20 protein-coding genes, 2 tRNA genes and 1 pseudogene are annotated in these 20,317 nt (G+C 54.2%); 14 read left to right on the plus strand and 9 right to left on the minus strand.

The window, feature by feature from the left end:
- Nucleotides 1–138 precede the first annotated feature (138 nt).
- From eptA to rnt, 5 genes are all read left to right on the plus strand, one after another.
- Nucleotides 139–1,764 carry a phosphoethanolamine transferase EptA gene (gene eptA, locus H2Z33_RS21210; RefSeq protein WP_026094312.1) on the plus strand — a complete coding sequence of 542 codons (1,626 nt, stop codon included), beginning with the start codon at nucleotides 139–141 and terminating at the stop codon, nucleotides 1,762–1,764.
- Nucleotides 1,765–1,805: 41 nt separating this feature from the next.
- Entirely contained in the window at nucleotides 1,806–2,405 is a 600-nt protein-coding gene (locus tag H2Z33_RS21215) for a TetR/AcrR family transcriptional regulator (RefSeq protein ID WP_017384602.1), read from the plus strand.
- 53 nt (nucleotides 2,406–2,458) lie between these two features.
- Nucleotides 2,459–3,556 (plus strand): alkene reductase, encoded by a 1,098-nt coding sequence (locus tag H2Z33_RS21220; RefSeq protein ID WP_015570682.1) that lies wholly within the window; start codon nucleotides 2,459–2,461, stop codon nucleotides 3,554–3,556.
- Between the two features lie 99 nt (nucleotides 3,557–3,655).
- Nucleotides 3,656–4,063, plus strand: a complete 408-nt coding sequence (gene gloA / locus H2Z33_RS21225) for a lactoylglutathione lyase (RefSeq protein WP_003857623.1) — start codon at nucleotides 3,656–3,658, stop codon at nucleotides 4,061–4,063.
- 96 nt (nucleotides 4,064–4,159) lie between these two features.
- The gene (rnt, locus tag H2Z33_RS21230; protein ID WP_003857625.1) at nucleotides 4,160–4,819 is read left to right on the plus strand and encodes a ribonuclease T; all 660 of its coding nucleotides are present in this window, start codon (nucleotides 4,160–4,162) and stop codon (nucleotides 4,817–4,819) included.
- A 78-nt stretch (nucleotides 4,820–4,897) separates the two neighbouring features.
- Here the strand turns inward: rnt and grxD are convergent, their stop codons facing one another.
- On the minus strand, nucleotides 4,898–5,245 hold the full coding sequence (grxD, locus tag H2Z33_RS21235) for a monothiol glutaredoxin 4 (protein ID WP_003832760.1): 348 nt from the start codon (nucleotides 5,243–5,245) through the stop codon (nucleotides 4,898–4,900).
- 338 nt (nucleotides 5,246–5,583) lie between these two features.
- Here grxD and H2Z33_RS21240 point away from each other — a divergent pair, with 338 nt between their 5' ends.
- On the plus strand, nucleotides 5,584–6,342 hold the full coding sequence (locus tag H2Z33_RS21240; RefSeq protein WP_063135087.1) for a C40 family peptidase: 759 nt from the start codon (nucleotides 5,584–5,586) through the stop codon (nucleotides 6,340–6,342).
- 122 nt (nucleotides 6,343–6,464) lie between these two features.
- The gene (gene sodB / locus H2Z33_RS21245; protein ID WP_023296387.1) at nucleotides 6,465–7,046 is read left to right on the plus strand and encodes a superoxide dismutase [Fe]; all 582 of its coding nucleotides are present in this window, start codon (nucleotides 6,465–6,467) and stop codon (nucleotides 7,044–7,046) included.
- A 37-nt stretch (nucleotides 7,047–7,083) separates the two neighbouring features.
- Here sodB and H2Z33_RS21250 read toward each other — a convergent pair whose 3' ends face one another.
- Together H2Z33_RS21250 and H2Z33_RS21255 are read right to left on the minus strand one after the other, a co-directional pair.
- Nucleotides 7,084–8,250: an MFS transporter gene (locus H2Z33_RS21250; protein ID WP_017384607.1), complete on the minus strand. Its 1,167-nt coding sequence runs from the start codon at nucleotides 8,248–8,250 to the stop codon at nucleotides 7,084–7,086.
- A 161-nt stretch (nucleotides 8,251–8,411) separates the two neighbouring features.
- Nucleotides 8,412–8,501, minus strand: a complete 90-nt coding sequence (locus H2Z33_RS21255) for a YnhF family membrane protein (RefSeq protein ID WP_003857632.1) — start codon at nucleotides 8,499–8,501, stop codon at nucleotides 8,412–8,414.
- Nucleotides 8,502–8,798: 297 nt separating this feature from the next.
- On the opposite strand from H2Z33_RS21255, the gene purR reads away from it, so the two are divergent.
- Entirely contained in the window at nucleotides 8,799–9,824 is a 1,026-nt protein-coding gene (gene purR, locus H2Z33_RS21260) for an HTH-type transcriptional repressor PurR (protein ID WP_003857634.1), read from the plus strand.
- A gap of 17 nt (nucleotides 9,825–9,841) precedes the next feature.
- Here purR and punR read toward each other — a convergent pair whose 3' ends face one another.
- A complete protein-coding gene (gene punR, locus H2Z33_RS21265) occupies nucleotides 9,842–10,753 on the minus strand; it encodes a DNA-binding transcriptional activator PunR (RefSeq protein ID WP_003857638.1) in 912 nt (303 codons plus the stop codon).
- Nucleotides 10,754–10,865: 112 nt separating this feature from the next.
- Here punR and punC point away from each other — a divergent pair, with 112 nt between their 5' ends.
- The gene (gene punC / locus H2Z33_RS21270) at nucleotides 10,866–12,065 is read left to right on the plus strand and encodes a purine nucleoside transporter PunC (RefSeq protein WP_023296385.1); all 1,200 of its coding nucleotides are present in this window, start codon (nucleotides 10,866–10,868) and stop codon (nucleotides 12,063–12,065) included.
- A 298-nt stretch (nucleotides 12,066–12,363) separates the two neighbouring features.
- The gene (cfa, locus tag H2Z33_RS21275; RefSeq protein ID WP_032653339.1) at nucleotides 12,364–13,512 is read left to right on the plus strand and encodes a cyclopropane fatty acyl phospholipid synthase; all 1,149 of its coding nucleotides are present in this window, start codon (nucleotides 12,364–12,366) and stop codon (nucleotides 13,510–13,512) included.
- A gap of 31 nt (nucleotides 13,513–13,543) precedes the next feature.
- On the opposite strand, the gene H2Z33_RS21280 is transcribed toward cfa, so the two are convergent.
- Nucleotides 13,544–14,185: a riboflavin synthase gene (locus H2Z33_RS21280; protein WP_015570688.1), complete on the minus strand. Its 642-nt coding sequence runs from the start codon at nucleotides 14,183–14,185 to the stop codon at nucleotides 13,544–13,546.
- Between the two features lie 225 nt (nucleotides 14,186–14,410).
- On the opposite strand from H2Z33_RS21280, the gene mdtK reads away from it, so the two are divergent.
- The 3 genes from mdtK (at nucleotide 14,411) to H2Z33_RS21295 (ending at nucleotide 16,095) form a co-directional block, all read left to right on the plus strand.
- Entirely contained in the window at nucleotides 14,411–15,784 is a 1,374-nt protein-coding gene (gene mdtK / locus H2Z33_RS21285) for an MdtK family multidrug efflux MATE transporter (RefSeq protein WP_063866935.1), read from the plus strand.
- Nucleotides 15,785–15,937: 153 nt separating this feature from the next.
- A tRNA-Val gene (locus H2Z33_RS21290) sits at nucleotides 15,938–16,014 on the plus strand.
- Between the two features lie 4 nt (nucleotides 16,015–16,018).
- Nucleotides 16,019–16,095 (plus strand) — tRNA-Val (locus H2Z33_RS21295).
- 178 nt (nucleotides 16,096–16,273) lie between these two features.
- Here the strand turns inward: H2Z33_RS21295 and H2Z33_RS21300 are convergent.
- From H2Z33_RS21300 to H2Z33_RS23505, 3 genes and pseudogenes are all read right to left on the minus strand, one after another.
- A complete protein-coding gene (locus tag H2Z33_RS21300) occupies nucleotides 16,274–16,744 on the minus strand; it encodes an Hsp20 family protein (RefSeq protein WP_026080712.1) in 471 nt (156 codons plus the stop codon).
- Between the two features lie 172 nt (nucleotides 16,745–16,916).
- Nucleotides 16,917–17,117: a cell surface composition regulator GlgS gene (gene glgS / locus H2Z33_RS21305; RefSeq protein ID WP_026080713.1), complete on the minus strand. Its 201-nt coding sequence runs from the start codon at nucleotides 17,115–17,117 to the stop codon at nucleotides 16,917–16,919.
- Between the two features lie 401 nt (nucleotides 17,118–17,518).
- Nucleotides 17,519–17,647: pseudogene (locus H2Z33_RS23505) on the minus strand (hypothetical protein); the annotation flags it as partial.
- 344 nt (nucleotides 17,648–17,991) lie between these two features.
- On the opposite strand from H2Z33_RS23505, the gene H2Z33_RS21310 reads away from it, so the two are divergent.
- Nucleotides 17,992–19,587: an FAD-NAD(P)-binding protein gene (locus H2Z33_RS21310; protein ID WP_058689427.1), complete on the plus strand. Its 1,596-nt coding sequence runs from the start codon at nucleotides 17,992–17,994 to the stop codon at nucleotides 19,585–19,587.
- Nucleotides 19,588–19,615: 28 nt separating this feature from the next.
- On the opposite strand, the gene H2Z33_RS21315 is transcribed toward H2Z33_RS21310, so the two are convergent.
- The gene (locus H2Z33_RS21315; protein WP_015570694.1) at nucleotides 19,616–20,251 is read right to left on the minus strand and encodes a carbonic anhydrase; all 636 of its coding nucleotides are present in this window, start codon (nucleotides 20,249–20,251) and stop codon (nucleotides 19,616–19,618) included.
- Between the last annotated feature and the right edge of the window lie 66 nt (nucleotides 20,252–20,317).

Genomic DNA, 20,317 nt, shown 5'->3' on the forward strand with positions numbered 1-20,317 from the left:
CAGAACGTCATTATTCCCTACAGTGAAGACCCTAAATGGCTTGCATGCAAGGATGTCCGCCACAAACAGAGCATTAAGGTTTCGCTAATCTTCCCTTCTTATACTCGCCGCATTGATATAACGAATGGTCTGGTCATCATGTGGTTCACTAAAAAGTTACACTGTAACGATATAAAATTTACTCTGGGCTGTGCACTTTTCTTCACCGTACTGAATGCACTGTTTATCCAGCGCAGCTGGTCAATCATTGCGCCTGCGCATCTGCACGATCTCCTGTTTGCTGCCAGCGTGCCGCTGGTGCTGTTCTGCGGCTGGGTGATTGTCTTCAGCCTGCTGAATATTCCCTTTATTCGCAAGCCGCTCATGATTGTCCTGACCCTGGGATGCGCCGCCGCGACCTGGTTTATGTATACCTATGGCACGGTTATCGATCAGAACATGATTGTGAACGTGTTCGAAACTAATTCCCAGGAAGCGACTGCCCTGGTGACGCCGCAGATGATCCTGTGGCTGGCCGTTGCGGGTCTGGTTCCATCGATTATTTTAGCCCTGACGCGCATTCGCACCGGAAAATGGTGGTATGCCCTCCTGACGCGTGTCGCCGCTATGCTGGGCGCGTTGCTGGTGATCATCCTGGTCGCGGCGGTGTTTTATAAAGACTATGCTTCGCTGTTCCGCAATAACAAAAGCATCGTCAAAATGGTCACCCCGGCGAATTACGTGAGCGCCGTGGTGAAATACAGCAAAATGCGCTGGTTTGCCGGCGACCAGACGCTGGTCCGCATTGGCGAGGATGCTCATAAAGGCGCGCTGATTTCCAGCCAACGCAAGAAAACCGTGCTGATTGTGGTGGTGGGCGAAGCCTCCCGCGCCGCAAACTACTCGTTAAATGGTTACCCGCGTGAAACCAACCCCGAGCTGAAAAAGCAGGATGTCATCAACTTCCCCCAGGCCTCCTCCTGTGGCACGGAAACCGCCGTTTCCGTCCCCTGCATGTTCTCCGGCATGACGCGGAAAAAATATGACGCGGACCTCGCCCATCACCAGGAAGGTCTGCTCGATGTACTTAACCATGCCGGTTTCAACCTGCTGTGGCGCGACAACGACGGCGGGTGTAAAGGCGCCTGCGACCGCGTGCCGCACACGGACATGACCCAGTGGAAACTGGATCAGTTCTGTAAGGACAAATCCTGTATCGACGACGTCAACCTCTACCGTCTGGACAACGTACTGGATGGAATAAAGCAGGATACGGTTCTGGTTATTCATCTGATGGGCAGCCACGGTCCGGCCTACTACAACCGTTATCCGGACAGCTTTCGCAAGTTCACCCCAACCTGCGATACCAATGAAATTCAGGATTGCGATCATCAGTCGCTGATCAATACCTATGACAACTCGATTTTGTATACCGACAGCGTGGTCAGCCGAACCATCGACGCGCTAAAAGCCCGGCAGGCCAACATGAACACGGCGCTCATTTACCTCTCCGATCACGGTGAATCGCTGGGCGAAAGCGGAATTTACCTGCACGGTACGCCGTATATGCTGGCCCCGGAGCAGCAAACGCATATTCCGTTTATGTTCTGGCTCTCCCCGGATTATGCGAAAAACTTCGGCGTAAACACGGATTGCCTGCGTGACCATGCCGCAAAAGAGGCGGTTTCACAGGACAATTTATTCGCCACCGTTCTGGGCATGATGGACGTGAAATCAGCGGTTTATCAACCGCAGCTGGATATTCTGTCGCAATGTCGTCGCTAAGCGGGCTTGCATTAGACCGAACGGTCTATTAGAGTAAGGGCATGAGCAGACACACTGAACACGATACACGAGAACATTTGCTGGCTACCGGCGAGCGCCTTTGCATGCATCGCGGGTTTACCGGTATGGGGCTGAGCGAATTGTTAAAAACCGCTGAAGTACCTAAGGGATCGTTTTATCACTATTTTCGATCCAAAGAGGCGTTTGGCGTTGCCATGCTGGAGCGGCACTACGCCAGCTACCATCAGCGCCTGGCAACCCACTTCGCCAGCGGTGAAGGTGACTACCGGGATCGTGTTCTGAACTACTATCAGGAAACGCTGACGCAGTTCTGTCAGCAGGGCATCATCAGCGGCTGCCTGACGGTAAAACTGTCTGCCGAAGTGTGCGATCTCTCCGAAGATATGCGCACCGCAATGGATAAAGGGGCCAGCGGCGTGATTGCCCTGTTGGCTCAGGCGCTGGAGAGCGGGCGCAATGAAAAAACGCTCTCCTTCTCCGGCGATCCGCTCACGCAGGCACAGGTGCTCTATTCCCTCTGGTTAGGCGCCAACCTGCAAGCAAAAATGTCTCGCAGCGCCGTGCCGCTCGAAAGCGCGCTGGCGCATGTGAAAAACTGTATTACAGCGCCTGGCGTGTAGCCGGCGTTTTTATTTACCCTTTTACTAGTCGACTGGTCTACTCAGGAGCCGTTATGTCCGCTGAAAAGCTGTTTACCCCACTGAAAGTGGGTGCCGTTACTGCCCCAAACCGCGTGTTTATGGCCCCACTTACCCGTCTGCGCAGCATCGAGCCGGGCGATATCCCAACGCCATTGATGGGTGAGTATTACCGCCAGCGCGCCAGCGCGGGCCTGATTATCTCCGAAGCCACGCAGATTTCTGCTCAGGCAAAAGGCTACGCCGGTGCACCGGGTCTGCACAGCCCGGAACAGATCGCCGCATGGAAAAAAATCACCGCAGGCGTGCATGCTGAAGATGGCCGTATTGCGGTTCAGCTGTGGCACACCGGTCGTATCTCACACAGCAGCATCCAGCCTGGCGGTCAGGCGCCGGTTTCTGCCTCTGCCCTGAACGCCAATACCCGCACTTCCCTGCGCGATGAAAACGGTAATGCGATCCGCGTCGACACCACCACGCCACGCGCGCTGGAGCTGGACGAGATCCCGGGTATCGTGAATGATTTCCGTCAGGCCGTCGCCAACGCCCGGGAAGCGGGCTTCGACCTGGTTGAGCTTCACTCTGCGCACGGTTACCTGCTGCATCAGTTCCTGTCCCCGTCTTCCAACCAGCGTACCGACCAGTACGGCGGCAGCGTTGAAAACCGCGCGCGTCTGGTGCTTGAAGTGGTGGATGCTGTCTGTAATGAGTGGAGCGCAGACCGCATTGGTATTCGTGTCTCCCCGATCGGTACTTTCCAGAACGTCGACAACGGTCCGAACGAAGAAGCAGACGCGCTGTATCTGATTGAAGAGCTGGCGAAACGCGGTATCGCCTATCTGCACATGTCCGAGCCGGACTGGGCAGGCGGCAAGCCTTACAGTGAAGCCTTCCGTCAGAAAGTGCGCGAGCGCTTCCACGGCGTGATTATCGGGGCGGGTGCGTATACGGCAGAGAAAGCCGAGGATTTGATCGGTAAAGGCCTGATCGACGCCGTGGCCTTTGGCCGTGACTACATTGCTAACCCGGATCTGGTTGCCCGTTTGCAGAAGAAAGCCGAACTGAACCCGCAGCGTCCTGAAAGCTTCTATGGCGGCGGCGCGGAAGGTTATACCGACTACCCTTCACTGTAATCCCGCTTTGTACATTGATAGCGGCGACCTTTCGCCGCTATACTAAAACATCGTTTCTGTTCAAAAAGATAATCCATTCCACTGGTTAATGAGGAAATTATGCGCCTACTTCACACCATGCTGCGCGTTGGCGACCTGCAACGTTCCATCGATTTCTACACTAACGTTCTGGGCATGAAGCTGCTGCGCACCAGCGAAAATCCGGAATATAAATACTCCCTGGCGTTTGTCGGTTACGGCCCGGAATCTGATGAAGCGGTCATCGAGCTGACCTACAACTGGGGCGTGGACAGCTACGAGCTGGGTACGGCTTACGGCCACATCGCGCTGGAAGTGGATAACGCCGCCGAAGCCTGCGAACGTATCCGCAGCAATGGCGGTAACGTCACCCGTGAAGCCGGTCCGGTTAAAGGCGGTACCACCGTAATTGCGTTTGTGGAAGATCCGGACGGTTATAAAATCGAACTGATCGAAGCCAAAGACGCTGGTCGCGGCCTGGGCAATTGATCCCGCAGGGCGCACTTTGCGCCCGTTGTTTTGCTGCATCCCCTCTCAAAATTTGCCATAATGCGCACTGCTTTTTCCCCCTTGTAAGAGACCCTGATGTCCGATAACGCTCAATTTACCGGTCTGTGCGACCGTTTTCGTGGTTTTTATCCCGTTGTCATTGATGTTGAAACAGCCGGATTTAACGCTAAAACCGATGCGCTGCTTGAGATTGCCGCCATCACGCTGAAGATGGATGAACAGGGCTGGCTTGTACCGGACACCACGCTGCATTTCCACGTTGAACCCTTTGAAGGGGCAAACTTACAGCCAGAGGCGCTGGCCTTTAACGGTATCGATCCGACAAACCCGCTGCGCGGGGCGGTAAGCGAATACGAGGCGCTGCACGCCATTTTCAAAATGGTGCGCAAAGGCATGAAAGAGAATGACTGTAGCCGCGCCATCATGGTGGCCCACAATGCCACCTTTGATCACAGCTTCACTATGGCTGCCGCCGAGCGTGCCTCGCTCAAGCGTAATCCATTCCATCCGTTTGTGACCTTCGACACCGCCGCGCTGAGCGGCCTGGCGCTGGGGCAAACCGTGCTCTCTAAAGCCTGCATCACGGCGGGTATTGCGTTTGACGGCACCCAGGCGCATTCCGCGTTATACGACACCGAGCGTACGGCGGAGCTGTTCTGTGAGATCGTCAACCGCTGGAAACGTCTCGGCGGCTGGCCGCTGCCGATGGGCGACGAGGCCGATCTTCAATCGTAGGTTGGGTAATCAATAGCCCCACAGGACAAAAAAAAGCGACCAACATAATGTGGTCGCTTTTTTATATCCGCAGAAAACTTACTCTGCGTCCGGCTCTTCGGTTTTATACTTCGCCGCAGTCTCTTTGATCAGCTGTTGCAGTTCGCCGCGCTGATACATTTCAATCAGGATGTCGCATCCGCCGACCAGTTCACCATCAACCCACAGCTGTGGGAAGGTCGGCCAGTTGGCGTATTTTGGCAGTTCAGCGCGAATGTCCGGGTTTTGCAGGATATCAACGTAAGCAAAACGCTCACCACAGGCGGACAGTGCCTGAACCGCTTGCGCGGAGAAGCCGCAGCTTGGCAGCTTCGGAGAACCTTTCATGTACAGGAGAATCGGGTTTTCAGCGATCTGGCGCTGAATTTTTTCAATAGTGGTGCTCATGTCTTGCTTCCTTTAACTTCTGTTACGGCATCAGTCTGACATTGTAGCGGGTCAGGCCGACATCGGAAAATAACATTTTTGTCACGTCTAATTATTTTATCGCTTATCGCATAAAGTTGCATTGCTAATGTCGTTTATCCCCAGACGAGGTGCGGTTTTGCTTAAGGAGCGAACAGGAGTGCGACAGAATGGTGAATTTTTTTGCACTTGCTAACGAAACATAATTTTTGAATGAAAAATGCTATTAACTTCTTCTGAATTTATGGATTAGAATCGACAGGTTTTGTAAATCTCACGCGGGTATGCATTGTGGCCTGCATTTATCAGGGGACTGCCCAGTGGCGCGGATAACTAAAATCTCGATGACGCTCTGTGCTTTACTGTTTACCACACTCTCATTTACGCCAGCGGCGAACGCCTCTGAACAGGCGCGGCATTCTGCTGTACAAAAATCGCATCTGGCAAAAACCACAGAACGTAAGAAAAAAACCACCAGTAAAACAGTAAAGAAGAAAACCACCGCTCAGACCAAAAAGACCGCCTCCAGTAAAACTAAAACTCTCCGTTCCGGCACGCACAAAACCACCCGCACGACCGCCAGCCTGATGAATGAAAAATGCACCGTGCGCAAAGGCCATAAAACGAAATGCGCAAAAGTGACGAAACTGGCTGACGTGCATAAAGCGCGTATGCAGAAAGCGCAAAAAACGGCGATGAACAAACTGATGGGGCAAATAGGTAAACCGTATCGCTGGGGTGGCACCTCTCCGCGCACCGGTTTTGACTGTAGTGGGCTGGTTTATTATGCCTATAAAGATCTGGTGAAGTTTCGCATTCCACGCACCGCCAATGAGATGTACCATCTGCGCGACGCCGCGCCTGTAAACCGTGGCGAACTGCAAAATGGCGACCTGGTGTTCTTCCGCACCCAGGGACGCGGTACGGCCGATCACGTTGGGGTGTATGTGGGTAACGGTAAATTTATCCAGTCACCGCGCAGCGGTCAGGACATTCAGATCACCTCTCTCAGCGAAGATTATTGGGTGCGCCACTATGTGGGTGCGCGCCGCGTGATGACGCCAAAAACCATTCGCTAAACCCTGCCCTGCCGCCTCCATGGCAGGGTAAGTTCCTCTTTTGCATACCCTTTCAATTTGCTATTCTGTCCTTGTTGTCTGTAGGGTTATTGGCAACGTATAAAACTATAAGGAGAGAAGCAATGTCGTTCGAATTACCTGCACTACCGTATGCAAAAGACGCCCTGGCCCCGCACATTTCCGCGGAAACCCTGGAGTACCATTACGGCAAGCATCACCAGACCTATGTCACCAACCTGAACAATCTGATCAAGGGCACCGATTTTGAAGGCAAAACGCTGGAAGAGATCGTGCGCAGTTCAGACGGCGGCGTATTCAACAACGCCGCACAGGTGTGGAACCACACCTTCTACTGGCACTGCCTGGCCCCCAATGCAGGCGGAGAACCTACCGGTGAGCTGGCGGCAGCGATTAACGCCGCGTTCGGCAGTTTCGCGGATTTTAAAACGAAGTTTACTGACGCAGCCGTTAAAAACTTTGGCTCCGGCTGGACCTGGCTGGTAAAAGAGGCTGATGGCAAACTGGCTATCGTTTCCACTTCTAATGCGGGTACCCCTCTGACCACCAGCGCCACGCCGCTGATGACCGTGGACGTATGGGAACACGCCTATTACATTGATTACCGTAATGCGCGCCCGAACTACCTGGAACACTTCTGGGCACTGGTTAACTGGGAATTTGTTGCGAAGAACTTCGCCGCGTAAGAGACACGCAGAAGGGGCAGCCCTTCTGCGTTTTTGTTTATTCCGCCGTACACACCGCTTCAGGCTGTTTACGACCAGACATCATCACCAGCAGCAGGCCGAGTGCGGCAATGATCGCCCCCATCACCGGCACAAAGCTGTAACCCAAACCACCTGAGATCACCGCCCCGCCCGCTGCGGCCCCCAGCGCATTGCCCAGGTTAAACGCACCGATATTCACCGACGAAGAGAGCCCCGGCGCTTCGTGCGCAACGCGCATTACGCGCATCTGCAACGGTGGCACCACGGCAAAGGTTGCGGCGCCCCACACCACCATGGCAATCGCGGCACCCACTTCGTTACGCGCCAGCCACGGAATCGCCACCATGATGACAATCAGCAGCGTTAAAAAACCTTTCAGTGTTCCACTGACGGAGCGGTCGGCAAATTTCCCGCCGAGATAGTTGCCAATCGAGAACCCGACACCAATCAGCACCAGCATCGCGGTAACAAAGAGTGGCGTTGCGTGGGTAATGTCGTGCAGCACCGGGGAGATATAGGTGTAGAGCGTAAACATCGCCCCGGCCCCCAGTACCGTGGTAAGCAGCGCGGACAACACCTGAGGACGCATCAGCACCGCCAGCTCTTTACGTACTTCCGGACGTTCTCCCGCACTTCCTTTCGGCAGTGAGAAGAACAGCGCAACCATCGCGACCACGCCCAGTCCGGCGGTTGCGAGGAAAGACATACGCCAGCCGATGGCTTCTCCCAGCCAGGTGGCAGCGGGAACGCCGCCGATATTAGCGATGGTGAGGCCCATGAACATAGTGGCTACCGCGCTGGCCTGCTTATGTTTTGGCACCACGCTGGCGGCAACAACCGAGCCCAGTCCGAAGAAGGCGCCATGGTTGAGGCTGGTCAGAATGCGCGAAAGCATCAGAGTGGTGTAATCGGGCGAAATCGCGGAAAGCACATTTCCGAGGGTGAAAATCGCCATCAGGAAAATCAGCGCATTGCGGCGAGCGCGGTGCGAAAGCAGCAGCGTCATCAGCGGCGCGCCCACCATCACGCCAATCGCGTAGGCGCTAATTAACATACCAGCCGCAGGGATAGAGACATCCACACCCCGGGCGATAACAGGCAATAACCCCATCGGGGAGAATTCAGTGGTGCCAATCCCAAAGGCGCCAATCGCCAGGGCCAGCAGGGGAAAATTGATTTTCATGAAGAGACTCCGGATACCGTGCCATAACCCGGCACAGAACTAAGAAGTCAAAAGCATGACATCAATCACAAAAAATGAGAAGTTAACATTTTGGCAAAAGATTTTTGCCGGAGAGGTAACAATAGCGGCAAGAGAGGGAGAAGGTTCTCCCCCCTCCTGAATCAGTGCAGCGCAGCGGTTAAACCACCCGCAACAATCAGGGCAAGAACAACAATGGTGGTAAACAGCGAAAACTTCAGATCGGTACTCATCAATTTTTCTCCTTTTATTCACCCTACGAAAAGTGAGCTTGCTCATTTTTACACAGTTCAGGTCAAAAATCTTCCAGGATTTAAGCGGATATCCACTTTACCTCTTCCCCTTTTCATCAAGATAGGACAAAATTCCACGCTAAATTTATTAGCGTACCGGCCACTGACCCCCTCCTGACGTCCTGTGTCGTTTTCCCGGCGTGTCGCAACTCATGTTTGCGTGATAAGGGTGAGAGAAGGCAAACGTTTACCTTCAATTTTTTCAGGAGCTTAGGATATGGTCTGGAGTGACATTTAATGGCAACAATTAAAGACGTAGCAAAACGCGCAAACGTTTCCACTACAACCGTATCACATGTTATTAACAAAACGCGTTTCGTCGCTGAAGAGACGCGTAATGCCGTCTGGGCGGCAATCAAAGAACTGCACTACTCGCCAAGTGCCGTCGCCCGCAGCCTGAAGGTTAATCACACCAAATCGATTGGCCTGCTGGCCACCAGCAGTGAAGCGGCCTACTTTGCTGAAATCATCGAAGCCGTTGAAAAAAACTGCTTCCAGAAAGGCTATACCCTGATTCTGGGCAACGCGTGGAACAACATTGAAAAACAGCGCGCTTACCTGTCAATGATGGCGCAAAAGCGCGTCGACGGCCTGCTGGTAATGTGTTCTGAATACCCCGAGTCGGTCCTTTCTATGCTGGAAGAGTATCGCCACATTCCGATGGTGGTCATGGACTGGGGCGAAGCGCGCGCAGACTTTACCGACTCCGTTATTGATAACGCCTTTGAAGGCGGCTACATGGCGGGGCGTTATCTGGTAGAACGCGGTCATCGTGAAATTGGCGTGATCCCGGGTCCGCTGGAGCGTAACACCGGAGCTGGCCGTCTGGCCGGTTTCATGAAAGCGATGGAAGAGGCGCTGATCACCGTGCCGGAAAACTGGATTGTTCAGGGCGACTTCGAGCCGGAGTCGGGCTATCGCGCCATGCAGCAGATCGTCTCCCAGCCGCATCGCCCTACCGCGGTGTTCTGCGGCGGCGACATCATGGCGATGGGCGCGCTCTGCGCGGCGGATGAACTCGGCCTGCGCGTCCCGCAGGATATCTCGGTGATCGGCTATGACAACGTGCGCAACGCCCGCTTCTTTACCCCGGCGCTGACCACCATTCACCAGCCGAAAGATTCGCTGGGTGAAACGGCCTTCAATATGCTGCTGGACAGGATCGTCAACAAGCGTGAACAGTCCCAGTCCATTGAAGTCCACCCGCGCCTGATTGAACGCCGTTCCGTTGCGGACGGTCCGTTCCGCGACTACCGTCGTTAATATCATTACGGGGCCAGCTATGCTGGTTCCCGCAACCACTCCCGGTTCAGCGTTTCGCTGTCGCCCAGATAATCCAGCAGCCAGGCCATGGCGGGCGAGACGTCGTTTTGCTGCCACGTCAGACAGCACGCGGCATCCGGGAAGGGGTTTTCCAGCGTCAAGGCCACCCACTCTCCCGCATCGATGCGCGGGCGCGCAAAATGCACCGGCACCATGCCAACGCACAGCCCCGCGCTCAGACAGGTGGCCGACGACTCCCAGTCCGGCGCGACCACGCGGCGCTGATTATCCAGCAGCCAGGTAATGCGCTTGGGCAGCGAGCGGGAGGTATCTTCCAGCACCAGCGAGGGCCAGTTGCGTAAGGTGTCATCGCTCAGCGGACCTTCCAGCGCCGCCAGGGGGTGATCGCGCGCGACCACGCAGGTCCAGCTCAGCATGCCCATGTCGCGAAACGCGTAGCGCCCCCCAACCGGGATCGCCTGGGTTGCACCAATCGCCATCTCCGCCCTGCCGTCCGCCAGCGCATCCCAGACGCCGTTGAACACTTCCTGCGAAACACGCAGTTCGACGTCGGAAAAATGACGATAGAAATCGACGATCATCTGCCGGGTCCGCTCCGGCTTAACGATGTTATCCACCGCGATAGCGAGATGCCCGCGCCAGCCGTTGGCGATCTGCTGGCACTGCTCACGGGTGATCTGCATTTTTTTGATAACAGACCGCCCTTCCTTCAAAAACCACGCTCCGGCAGGCGTGAGCTCCACGTCGCGATGGCGCCGCTCGAACAGCGGGACCGCCAGCCACGCTTCCAGCTGGCGCACCGTATAGCTGATAGCCGAGGGAACGCGATGCAGCTCCTGGGCGGCACCGGTAAAGCTGCCGTTACGCGCCACGGCATCAACCACTTCAAGGGAATAATCTGACCACATCTTTAGCCTGCAAATTTTTTGAATGCACCCGCCAAATATTAGCGTTTCACAAGCCGCTTTGCACTCCCTACACTCTGCGCCAACGTACACCTGCCTCCTCAGGAGAAAAAAAGTGCAACCCAGGAAAGGATTTTTAGTCTGGCTCGGCGGCTTAAGCGTGCTGGGCTTTTTGGCGACCGATATGTATCTGCCCGCGTTTGCCGCGATGCAGGAAGATTTGCAAACCCCTGCCGCCGCCATCAGCGCCAGTTTAAGTTTGTTCCTCGCTGGCTTTGCTTTTGCGCAATTGCTGTGGGGGCCGCTCTCGGATCGTTTTGGCCGTAAGCCCGTCCTGTTGTTGGGGCTGGCGATTTTTGCCGTAGGCTGTCTGGGCATGCTGTGGGTCCGCGATGCCGCCTGGTTGCTGGCGCTGCGCTTTATTCAGGCGGTCGGTGTCTGCGCCGCAGCGGTGACCTGGCAGGCGCTGGTGACCGATTACTACCCCGCCTCGCGCACTAACCGCATATTCGCCACTATTATGCCGCTGGTCGGCCTGTCGCCGGCGCTTGCCCCGTTACTGGGCAGCTGGATCCTGGCGCATTTCGACTGGCAGGCCATTTTCGCCACGCTCTTTGCTATTACGCTGGTCCTGATGCTGCCTGCTTTCGGGCTTAAACCTGCGCATAAAAAAGAGACGCATCCGGACGCAAAGCCCATCACCTTTACCTCTTTACTGCGGTCGAAAGCCTATCGCGGTAACGTGCTGATTTATGCTGCCTGCTCTGCCAGCTTCTTTGCCTGGCTAACCGGTTCGCCGTTCATTCTGCATGACATGGGCTACAGCCCGGCGGCTATCGGCCTGAGTTATGTACCACAGACCATCGCCTTCCTGGTGGGTGGCTATGGCTGTCGCGCCGCGCTGCAAAAATGGGAAGGCCAACAGATGCTGCCCTGGCTGCTGGTGCTGTATGCGCTAAGCGTGATTGCGACCTGGGCTGTCGGCTTTATTCCCGGCGCCGGGCTTGCAGAAATTTTGATTCCGTTCTGCGTCATGGCGATCGCTAACGGGGCCATCTACCCTATTGTTGTAGCCCAGGCGTTGCGTCCATTTCCGCAGGCGACAGGCCGCGCTGCCGCGCTGCAAAATACCCTGCAACTTGGCCTGTGCTTCCTGGCAAGTCTCGTGGTCTCTGCGTTGATTGCAACCCCGCTGCTCACCACTACCAGCGTGATGCTGGTCACCGTTGCGCTGGCGGGTTTGGGCTATCGCATGCAGTCCTCAGCCCATCGCGAGCAGAGTGAAAACGCGCAGACAGAAACGTCGCACGCCTGATTGCGCGGGAAACTATGTTAAATACCAGTGATTAGGTTGCTAACAATTTTCTGTTGAATCACCAAATTTTGCGGCCTATACTAAATTTGGTTCGATTAAATACGATAAATATTAAGTGTTAACGGGAGCCGGAGCGCTCCCGTTTTACCATGGAAGGCATTTCGGCAAGGGTTATCTCCCTTCCTCTGTTCTACGTCGGATATTAGCCTCGCGGGCATTTACCGTGAGATTTCTCACAAACCAAAAAAGCGTCTACGCTGTTTTAAGGTTCTGATCACAGCAAGGTGATGGAGAAGCTATGAGTTCATCGTGTATAGAAGAAGTCAGCGTTCCGGACGATAACTGGTCCCGGATCGTCAGTGAACTGTTGGGACGTGCGGGCATTACGATTAATGGCTCATCCCCCTCCGATCCCCAGATAAAGCATCCCGATTTTTTCAAACGCGTGTTACAGGAGGGGTCGTTAGGGCTGGGTGAAAGCTATATGGACGGCTGGTGGGAGTGTGAGCGGCTGGATATGTTCTTCTCCAGCGTATTACGCGCCGGTCTTGAAAAACAGCTCCCTCGTCATTTCAAAGATACCTTACGTATCGCCTCCGCCCGCCTGTTCAATCTGCAAAGTAAAAAACGGGCGTGGATCGTCGGTAAAGAGCATTACGATCTTGGCAACGATCTGTTCAGCCGTATGCTCGATCCTTTCATGCAGTACTCCTGCGGATACTGGAAAAAAGCGACGACCCTGGAAGAGGCGCAGCAGGACAAGCTGCAACTGATCTGCGATAAATTGCAGTTACAGCCCGGTATGCGTGTGCTGGACATCGGCTGTGGCTGGGGTGGTCTTGCCTGGTTTATGGCGAAAAATTACGGCGTCAGCGTAGTCGGCGTCACGATTTCCGCTGAACAGCAGAAGATGGCGCAGGAACGCTGTCTGGGTCTGGATGTTGATATTCGGCTTCAGGACTACCGCGACCTGAACGAGCAGTTCGATCGCATTGTTTCCGTAGGTATGTTCGAGCACGTGGGGCCGAAGAACTACAAGACTTACTTCGAGGTCGCCGATCGTAACCTGAAGCCTGAGGGAATTTTCCTGCTACACACCATCGGCTCTAAACGCACCGATAACAATGTGGATCCCTGGATCAACAAATATATCTTCCCGAATGGCTGTTTACCCTCTGTTCGCCAGATTGCGAACGCCAGCGAACCGCATTTTATTGTGGAAGACTGGCATAACTTCGGCGCAGATTACGACACCACCCTGATGGCCTGGCATGAACGTTTCCAGGCTGCATGGCCTGAAATCGCCGACAACTATTCGGAACGATTCAAACGGATGTTTAGCTATTATCTGAATGCCTGTGCGGGCGCGTTCCGTGCGCGGGATATACAGCTGTGGCAGGTGGTGTTTAGTCGTGGGATTGAGCACGGTCTGCGTGTGGCTCGCTGAAAAAATAACCCCGGTTAACCGGGGTTATTTTTTATTCTTCTTCCATGGTTTTAATTATCGCCGCCTCTTTCGCCGCCAGTACGCGCTCAACGGTATCCACGACCGCCTGGGTCTGGGGATCAATTTCGATATTTACGCGCTGCCCCAGTTTTTTTGCGCCAAGCGTAGTACGTTGCAGCGTTTCAGGAATTAAATGCACGCAAAAACGCGTTGGCGTCACTTCACCGACGGTCAGACTAATCCCATCGATGCCAATAAATCCTTTATAAAGGATGTATTTCATTAATGACGGATCCTGCACCTTAAACCAGATTTGACGGTTATTTTCCGAGGTCACGATTTTCGCCACTTCTGCGGTGGTCATAATATGGCCCGACATCAGATGCCCGCCAATCTCATCGCTGAATTTCGCCGCGCGTTCCACGTTGACGATATCTCCCACCACCAGCTCACCCAGGTTAGTGATACGCAGCGTCTCTTTCATTAAATCAAAGCTAATCTGGTTACCGTTAATTTCGGTCACCGTCAGGCAGCAGCCGTTATGCGCTATCGACGCCCCGGTTTCAATGCCGTCGAGCATATATTCAGGCAGCTCAACTACGTGAGTGCGGAAATTCGGTTTTTCATCAATGGACACCACTTTGGCAGTGCCCTGCACAATACCAGTAAACATGCTTACAGCTCCTGTTCATTCCGAACGGCGATGACACCGTATAATCCCACCACAATAACAGTTGAAAAAACAGGTTGCCAGTGATGCGCAATTTCTGGCGATTTTTTCACTAGATAATTAGTTAAACCCCGCTACAATAGCTGGCATCCCTCTGTTTTTTCTTCTTGCTGCCAGTAACGGCGGCCTTTTTAGTCTCTCAAATAACTACAATACAAAGGTGTTCACGTGCAGAAGTATATGATCGAAGCGCGTCAGTTATTGGCACTGGCCATACCGGTGATCGTCGCGCAGGTAGCCCAAACCGCAATGGGATTTGTGGATACGGTAATGGCCGGTGGTTACAGCGCCACCGATATGGCCGCCGTGGCGATCGGAACCTCAATCTGGCTTCCGGCCATTCTTTTTGGTCACGGCCTGCTGCTGGCGCTGACGCCGGTTATCGCGCAGCTTAACGGCTCCGGTCGACGCGACCGCGTAGCGCATCAGGTGCGCCAGGGCTTCTGGCTGGCCGGGGGTGTCTCCGTCCTGATTATGATCGTCCTGTGGAACGCCGGGTATATTATTCGCGCCATGCATAATATCGACCCGGCGCTGGCGGATAAGGCGGTCGGTTATCTGCGCGCCCTGCTCTGGGGCGCCCCCGGCTATCTGTTCTTCCAGGTGGCACGTAACCAGTGTGAAGGGCTGGCAAAAACCAAGCCGGGCATGGTGATGGGCTTTATCGGCTTGCTGGTGAACATTCCCGTGAACTATATCTTCATTTACGGTCATTTTGGCATGCCGGAACTCGGCGGCGTGGGCTGCGGCGTGGCAACGGCTGCGGTGTACTGGGTGATGTTCGGCTGTATGCTCACCTACATTAAACTTGCGCGATCCATGCGTGACATTCGTAACGACACCTCGTTCAGCGCACCTGACTGGACGCTCATGACCCGTCTCATTCAGCTGGGGTTACCCATTGCGCTGGCGCTGTTCTTCGAAGTGACGCTGTTTGCCGTCGTCGCCCTGCTGGTCTCGCCGTTAGGGATTATTGATGTCGCAGGACACCAGATCGCCCTGAACTTCAGCTCTTTGATGTTCGTCCTGCCGATGTCCCTGGCCGCCGCGGTGACGATTCGCGTGGGCTTCCGTCTGGGGCAAGGCTCGACGCTGGACGCGCAAACGGCAGCCCGCACCGGCCTCGGCGTCGGCGTCTGCATGGCAGTCTGTACCGCGCTCTTTACCGTGCTGTTGCGTGAGCAAATTGCCCTGCTCTATAACGACAACCCGGAGGTAGTGACCCTGGCCTCGCATCTGATGCTGCTGGCGGCCATTTATCAGATCTCTGACTCCATCCAGGTGATTGGCAGCGGCGTGCTGCGTGGGTATAAAGATACGCGTTCCATCTTCTTCATCACCTTTATCGCTTACTGGGTGCTGGGTCTGCCGTGCGGGTACATTCTGGCGCTCACGGATCTGGTGGTGGATCGCATGGGGCCAGCCGGATTCTGGATGGGCTTTATCATCGGCTTAACGTCTGCGGCCATTATGATGATGCTGCGTATGCGCTTCCTGCAACGTCAGCCGTCTGCGGTAATTTTGCAGCGCGCTGCACGTTAATGACACAGTAGCCGCCGGCTGGCGGCTACTTTCTCTTCACTTTGCGCGGTAATGAAGCAATCGCGTGAAATCAGAGAGAAAAATGCATTTTCCCTCTTGCCACCTTGGGGCTGTGCCGCTAATATTCGTCCCCGTTGTCACCGACAACACAATGCGTTCATAGCTCAGTTGGTTAGAGCACCACCTTGACATGGTGGGGGTCGTTGGTTCGAGTCCAATTGAACGCACCATCTTGCGTCTGTAGCTCAGTTGGTTAGAGCACCACCTTGACATGGTGGGGGTCGATGGTTCGAGTCCATTCAGACGCACCAATCTTTTTTCCCGCACATTTCATTCCCGTTCAGCCTCATGCAGAGGCAGCAAACCTTTTAAGCACATCGAAAGTGACCTCCAGCCCGCGCGTACCGGGAAAAGCGGAATGGCATAAGCCCCATCAGGTTAGCAAAACGCCCGGCGTTTGCCGGGCGTGAAAACAACGTCAATCAATGATTACGGCTTATGTTCAATCGCCGGGTTGTTGTTGATGGCGATGCGCTGCGGTTTCTCTTCTTCCGGGATATCCTGGTGTAATTCAATCGCCAGCAAGCCGTTTTCCAGCGAAGCGCCGGTTACTTTCACATGCTCCGGCAGACTATAGCTGGCCCGGAAGTCGCTGCGGCTGATACCCCGATGGATCCACCCTTCTTCGCCGTTTTCGGTTTTCTCTTCTTCACGTTTACCGCTGATATTCAGCTGACCGCCAACGGTTTCAATTTCCAGTTCGCTCTCTTTCCAGCCCGGCACGCTCAGCGTCAGTTCATAGCGGTTATCACCCACCCGCCGGATATTGTAAGAAGGCGTGGAGGGCAACGGCGTACTGCCGGTTAGCTGGCTAAAAAGGCGATCGATACGGTTAAAACGGTCCGCAAACAGAGAGTCGGAGAGATCGTTCAACATGGGAAAAGCTCTCAGAGTCATCATGTACCTCCTGAACAGTAAAAAAGAATATTCAAAAAGTTCATGTCTTACGGGCAGGTATTCCTTACCCGCTTTCTATATGAGGTTACCGCACAATATTTCAACCTCAGGAGCCTGCAAAATGTAGCTGGAACCTAAAAAACGCAACGGGCCGTTAAGCCCGTTATTCGTTACATCATCGCAGTTCTATCACTCTCGCCCGCTCAGCCTGCTTTCGGTAGTGGTCATATCGCTCCCGGAACCATGCCTGCTGTTCATTACTCATATTGCCGGTCACGGCATCGATATCAACTGGCTGGCCCAGGGCGTACATACGGGCAAAACTGCGTGCCAGAAAATCAAAATTCTTTAATGCGTTTATATCTTGTCGCTTCATTAGCATATCCCTCCAGTCATTGTGATTACTGTTCAAGGTCATATGCTTTTCTGATCTCAGTATCCGCCTGAAAAAGATCGTTTTTTGAGCGATGCGTGCGCATCCATCTGCCAGTGTTCACATTTCAGGAACGACAAAACTCTTCAGCCCTGGTCATGATTTTCCCTCCCTTTTATCACTCATGCAGAAAGCATAAACGCCAGCCATGCAGTAAGTTCGCCATGTAGCCGGAAGGTGCGAACGGCATGCTTTAATGCCAGACGCTGTTACAGGTCGTCCAGCGCTTGCAGGTGGTTTTCCACCTGCAAGCGTCTTATCAGTGCGAATAACAGACAAAGAACGTTTACACTGGCGGAGGGGGAGGGTTTTACCTGCCGGGGCGGTTCGGAGGCACCATAACCTGAACAGAATCGCTTCGACTGGCTCAGACTTCCGTCATTGCAGACAAAACGACCATCCGATGTACAGTGTGCTATGCCACCTTTTGAGCCCGAGCAGGGCTGTCTTCCACGGGCGGCATCAGCCTGCATGTTAAAAAGTACACTGACCGTAAGATGGAGAATTCTCCTGATAAAATCAGCTGGTTCTCCTCACTGACGCTGTGCAGGTCAAGCCCGCCGGCGAAGTTACCGTACTTTTTAACCCCCATCACATACAGATAATCGTTAAACCTTGGACCAAACAGTCTTTCCTTTCAGAAATCAGGCAGAATCATATCTAATCAGCCAGGGTCAATTGAATTGACCTTCCCATAAGTTCAGGAAGAGGCGCAACATCCCCTCTTCAAAACGTCTTAATTTTTTCCTTCATTGAATGATTTAACCTTTCTCCTGCTACGCTTATTTTATGGTTCAGAAATGCAGGAACGCTTTCGATGAAAAAAATCGCCATTATCGGCTCAGGTCCAACAGGGATTTATACCTTTTACTCACTTCTTAACAACGCAGCACCGCTTTCGATCACCGTGTTCGAAAAGGCAGACCAACCCGGTGTCGGGATGCCCTACAGCGACGAGGATAATTCCCGGCTGATGCTGGCGAACATCGCCAGTATCGAAATCCCGCCCATTTTTATTACCTATCTCGACTGGCTCAAACAGCAGAGTGCGGCCCATCTTGCCCGCTATAACGTCGACAGTGAGAAACTGCACGACCGGCAATTCCTGCCGCGTATTCTGTTGGGTGAATATTTTCACGATCGGTTTCTTGCCGTCGTTGCTGAGGCGAAAAAGTCGGGCTTTCATGTCGAGGTGCACCCCAACGCAGAAGTCACGGATATTAAGGCTGATGCAGACGGCGTGGCCCTTTCAGTGAACGATGCCCCTTTCTCAAGGCGGTTTGATCTTGCGGTAGTCGCCACCGGCCACGTCTGGCCTGATGAAGATGAAACCACCCGCGCATATTTCCCAAGCCCATGGTCAGGGCTGATGGACGCGGAGATCCGAGCCTGTGAGGTGGGGATCATGGGTACTTCCCTCAGCGGCCTGGACGCTGCAATGGCGGTTGTGATGCAGCATGGCCGGTTTAGCGGGGAGCAGTTCGTTGTCAATAAAGGCAGCGAAGGGTTAAATATCACGCTGATGTCCCGCACGGGCGTTCTGCCGGAGGCCGACTTTTACTGCCCTATCCCTTATGAACCGCTGTCCGTGTTAACGGAGTCTGTGGCGGAAAGTGAAATCGCCAAAGGCCCGGACGGGCTGCTTGACCGCATCTTTGCGCTGATGGTGAAAGAGCTCGAGCTGGCCGATCCGCGCTGGTGCCAGGCGATATCGCTCGGTACGCTGAATGCCGACACGCTTCGTGATGTCTGGTTTGAGGATCGTAAAAAGCATGGCCCTTTCACCTGGGCCGAAGCGAATCTGAAAGAAGTGGAGCGCAACAAGCGCGAAAAACGCACCGTTGCCTGGCGCTATACCGTGCTTCGTCTGCATGAAGTGGTTCAGGCCATCGTCCCTTCACTCAGTGAGCATGACAGAGAGCGGTTTAAATCCGGGCTGGAGCGTGTGTTTATCGATAATTATGCCGCCATTCCACCGCAGTCTATCCGCCGTTTACTGGCGCTGCGCGAGGCAGGGATCATTAGCGTGGTCGCACTCGGTGATAATTACGACCTGGATATCGGCAGCGATCAGACCGTCATCACCACGGCAGAAAAGCGTTACCGCTTCGACGTGTTTATTGATGCGCGCGGGCAAAAGCCACTCAGAAACAAGGACATTCCCTTCCCCACCCTGCGTAAACAGCTTGCGGAAACCGGCGATGACGTCCCGGACGTGGGGGAAGACTATACGTTGCTGGCGCCTGCATCACTGCGGGGGCGCATCGCTTTTGGGGCGATCCCCTGGCTGATGCACGATCATCCCTTTGTTCAGGGTTTGTCTGAGTGCGCTGAAATTGGTAAAGCGATGGCGAAAGCGGCTGGAAAACCTGCGTCGGGCGTGCGAAGGAAGTTACCATTCATGGAATTTTAACAGAGCTTCCCTGCCCTGCGGGGTCGGGTTACTCGAAGAAGACGTCCGGGTTTTCCGACAGCGACACGAACGATTTAGTGTTCTTGTCCAGGGCAAGGATTTTGCCGCTTTCGATGTCATATACCCAGCCGTGCAGGCGAATGGCGTTGTTGCGCAGGCCTACCGCCACCGACGGATGGGTCTTGATGTTGCTCAGCTGCGCAAAGACATTCTCCTGCACCATCGCATTCACCTTATCGATTGGCTTATCCCATGTTTTCTTCTCAACCACCGCTTTTGCCGCATCAGAATAGCGCAGCCAGTGGGAAACGGCCGGCATCGGCTCCAGATCGGCATTGTCAGCAATCGCCTTCATTGCGCCGCAGTTGGAGTGGCCGCAAATAACGATATCGGTCACGCCCAGGGCAACAACAGCATATTCGATGGTCGCAGAGACACCGCCAGGCTCCGGCCCGAACGGAGGCACAATGTTGCCCGCGTTTCGAATGACAAAGAGCTGTCCTGGCTCCTGTTGCGTAACCAGTTCCGGAACCAGACGGCTGTCGGAGCAGGAGATGAACAGCGCTTTGGGATTCTGGCTGGACGCTAAACTACGAAAAAGCTCTTTACGTTGCGGGAAAATCTCTTTTTGAAAGCTGAGAAAACCTTCAATGATATGTTGCATAGCCATTTCTCTTTTATCTGTTTTAGTTTAGGTATGATCGCGATCACACTCGTAAAATTTAACCAC

The sequence above is a fragment of the Enterobacter sp. YSU genome, assembly GCF_016082135.1.
In the GTDB taxonomy this organism is placed as follows: Bacteria; Pseudomonadota; Gammaproteobacteria; order Enterobacterales; family Enterobacteriaceae; genus Enterobacter; species Enterobacter hormaechei_C.

Coding starts and splice junctions, on each gene's coding strand:
- H2Z33_RS21315 (WP_015570694.1), bottom strand. CDS start 20,251: ATGCAACATATCATTGAAGGTTTTCTCAGCTTTCAAAAAGAGATTTTC.
- cfa (WP_032653339.1), top strand. CDS start 12,364: ATGAGTTCATCGTGTATAGAAGAAGTCAGCGTTCCGGACGATAACTGG.
- H2Z33_RS21220 (WP_015570682.1), top strand. CDS start 2,459: ATGTCCGCTGAAAAGCTGTTTACCCCACTGAAAGTGGGTGCCGTTACT.
- H2Z33_RS21250 (WP_017384607.1), bottom strand. CDS start 8,250: ATGAAAATCAATTTTCCCCTGCTGGCCCTGGCGATTGGCGCCTTTGGG.
- purR (WP_003857634.1), top strand. CDS start 8,799: ATGGCAACAATTAAAGACGTAGCAAAACGCGCAAACGTTTCCACTACA.
- rnt (WP_003857625.1), top strand. CDS start 4,160: ATGTCCGATAACGCTCAATTTACCGGTCTGTGCGACCGTTTTCGTGGT.
- gloA (WP_003857623.1), top strand. CDS start 3,656: ATGCGCCTACTTCACACCATGCTGCGCGTTGGCGACCTGCAACGTTCC.
- H2Z33_RS21300 (WP_026080712.1), bottom strand. CDS start 16,744: ATGATGACTCTGAGAGCTTTTCCCATGTTGAACGATCTCTCCGACTCT.
- H2Z33_RS21215 (WP_017384602.1), top strand. CDS start 1,806: ATGAGCAGACACACTGAACACGATACACGAGAACATTTGCTGGCTACC.
- grxD (WP_003832760.1), bottom strand. CDS start 5,245: ATGAGCACCACTATTGAAAAAATTCAGCGCCAGATCGCTGAAAACCCG.
- H2Z33_RS21280 (WP_015570688.1), bottom strand. CDS start 14,185: ATGTTTACTGGTATTGTGCAGGGCACTGCCAAAGTGGTGTCCATTGAT.
- punR (WP_003857638.1), bottom strand. CDS start 10,753: ATGTGGTCAGATTATTCCCTTGAAGTGGTTGATGCCGTGGCGCGTAAC.
- H2Z33_RS21255 (WP_003857632.1), bottom strand. CDS start 8,501: ATGAGTACCGATCTGAAGTTTTCGCTGTTTACCACCATTGTTGTTCTT.
- eptA (WP_026094312.1), top strand. CDS start 139: ATGTGGTTCACTAAAAAGTTACACTGTAACGATATAAAATTTACTCTG.
- sodB (WP_023296387.1), top strand. CDS start 6,465: ATGTCGTTCGAATTACCTGCACTACCGTATGCAAAAGACGCCCTGGCC.
- glgS (WP_026080713.1), bottom strand. CDS start 17,117: ATGAAGCGACAAGATATAAACGCATTAAAGAATTTTGATTTTCTGGCA.
- H2Z33_RS21310 (WP_058689427.1), top strand. CDS start 17,992: ATGAAAAAAATCGCCATTATCGGCTCAGGTCCAACAGGGATTTATACC.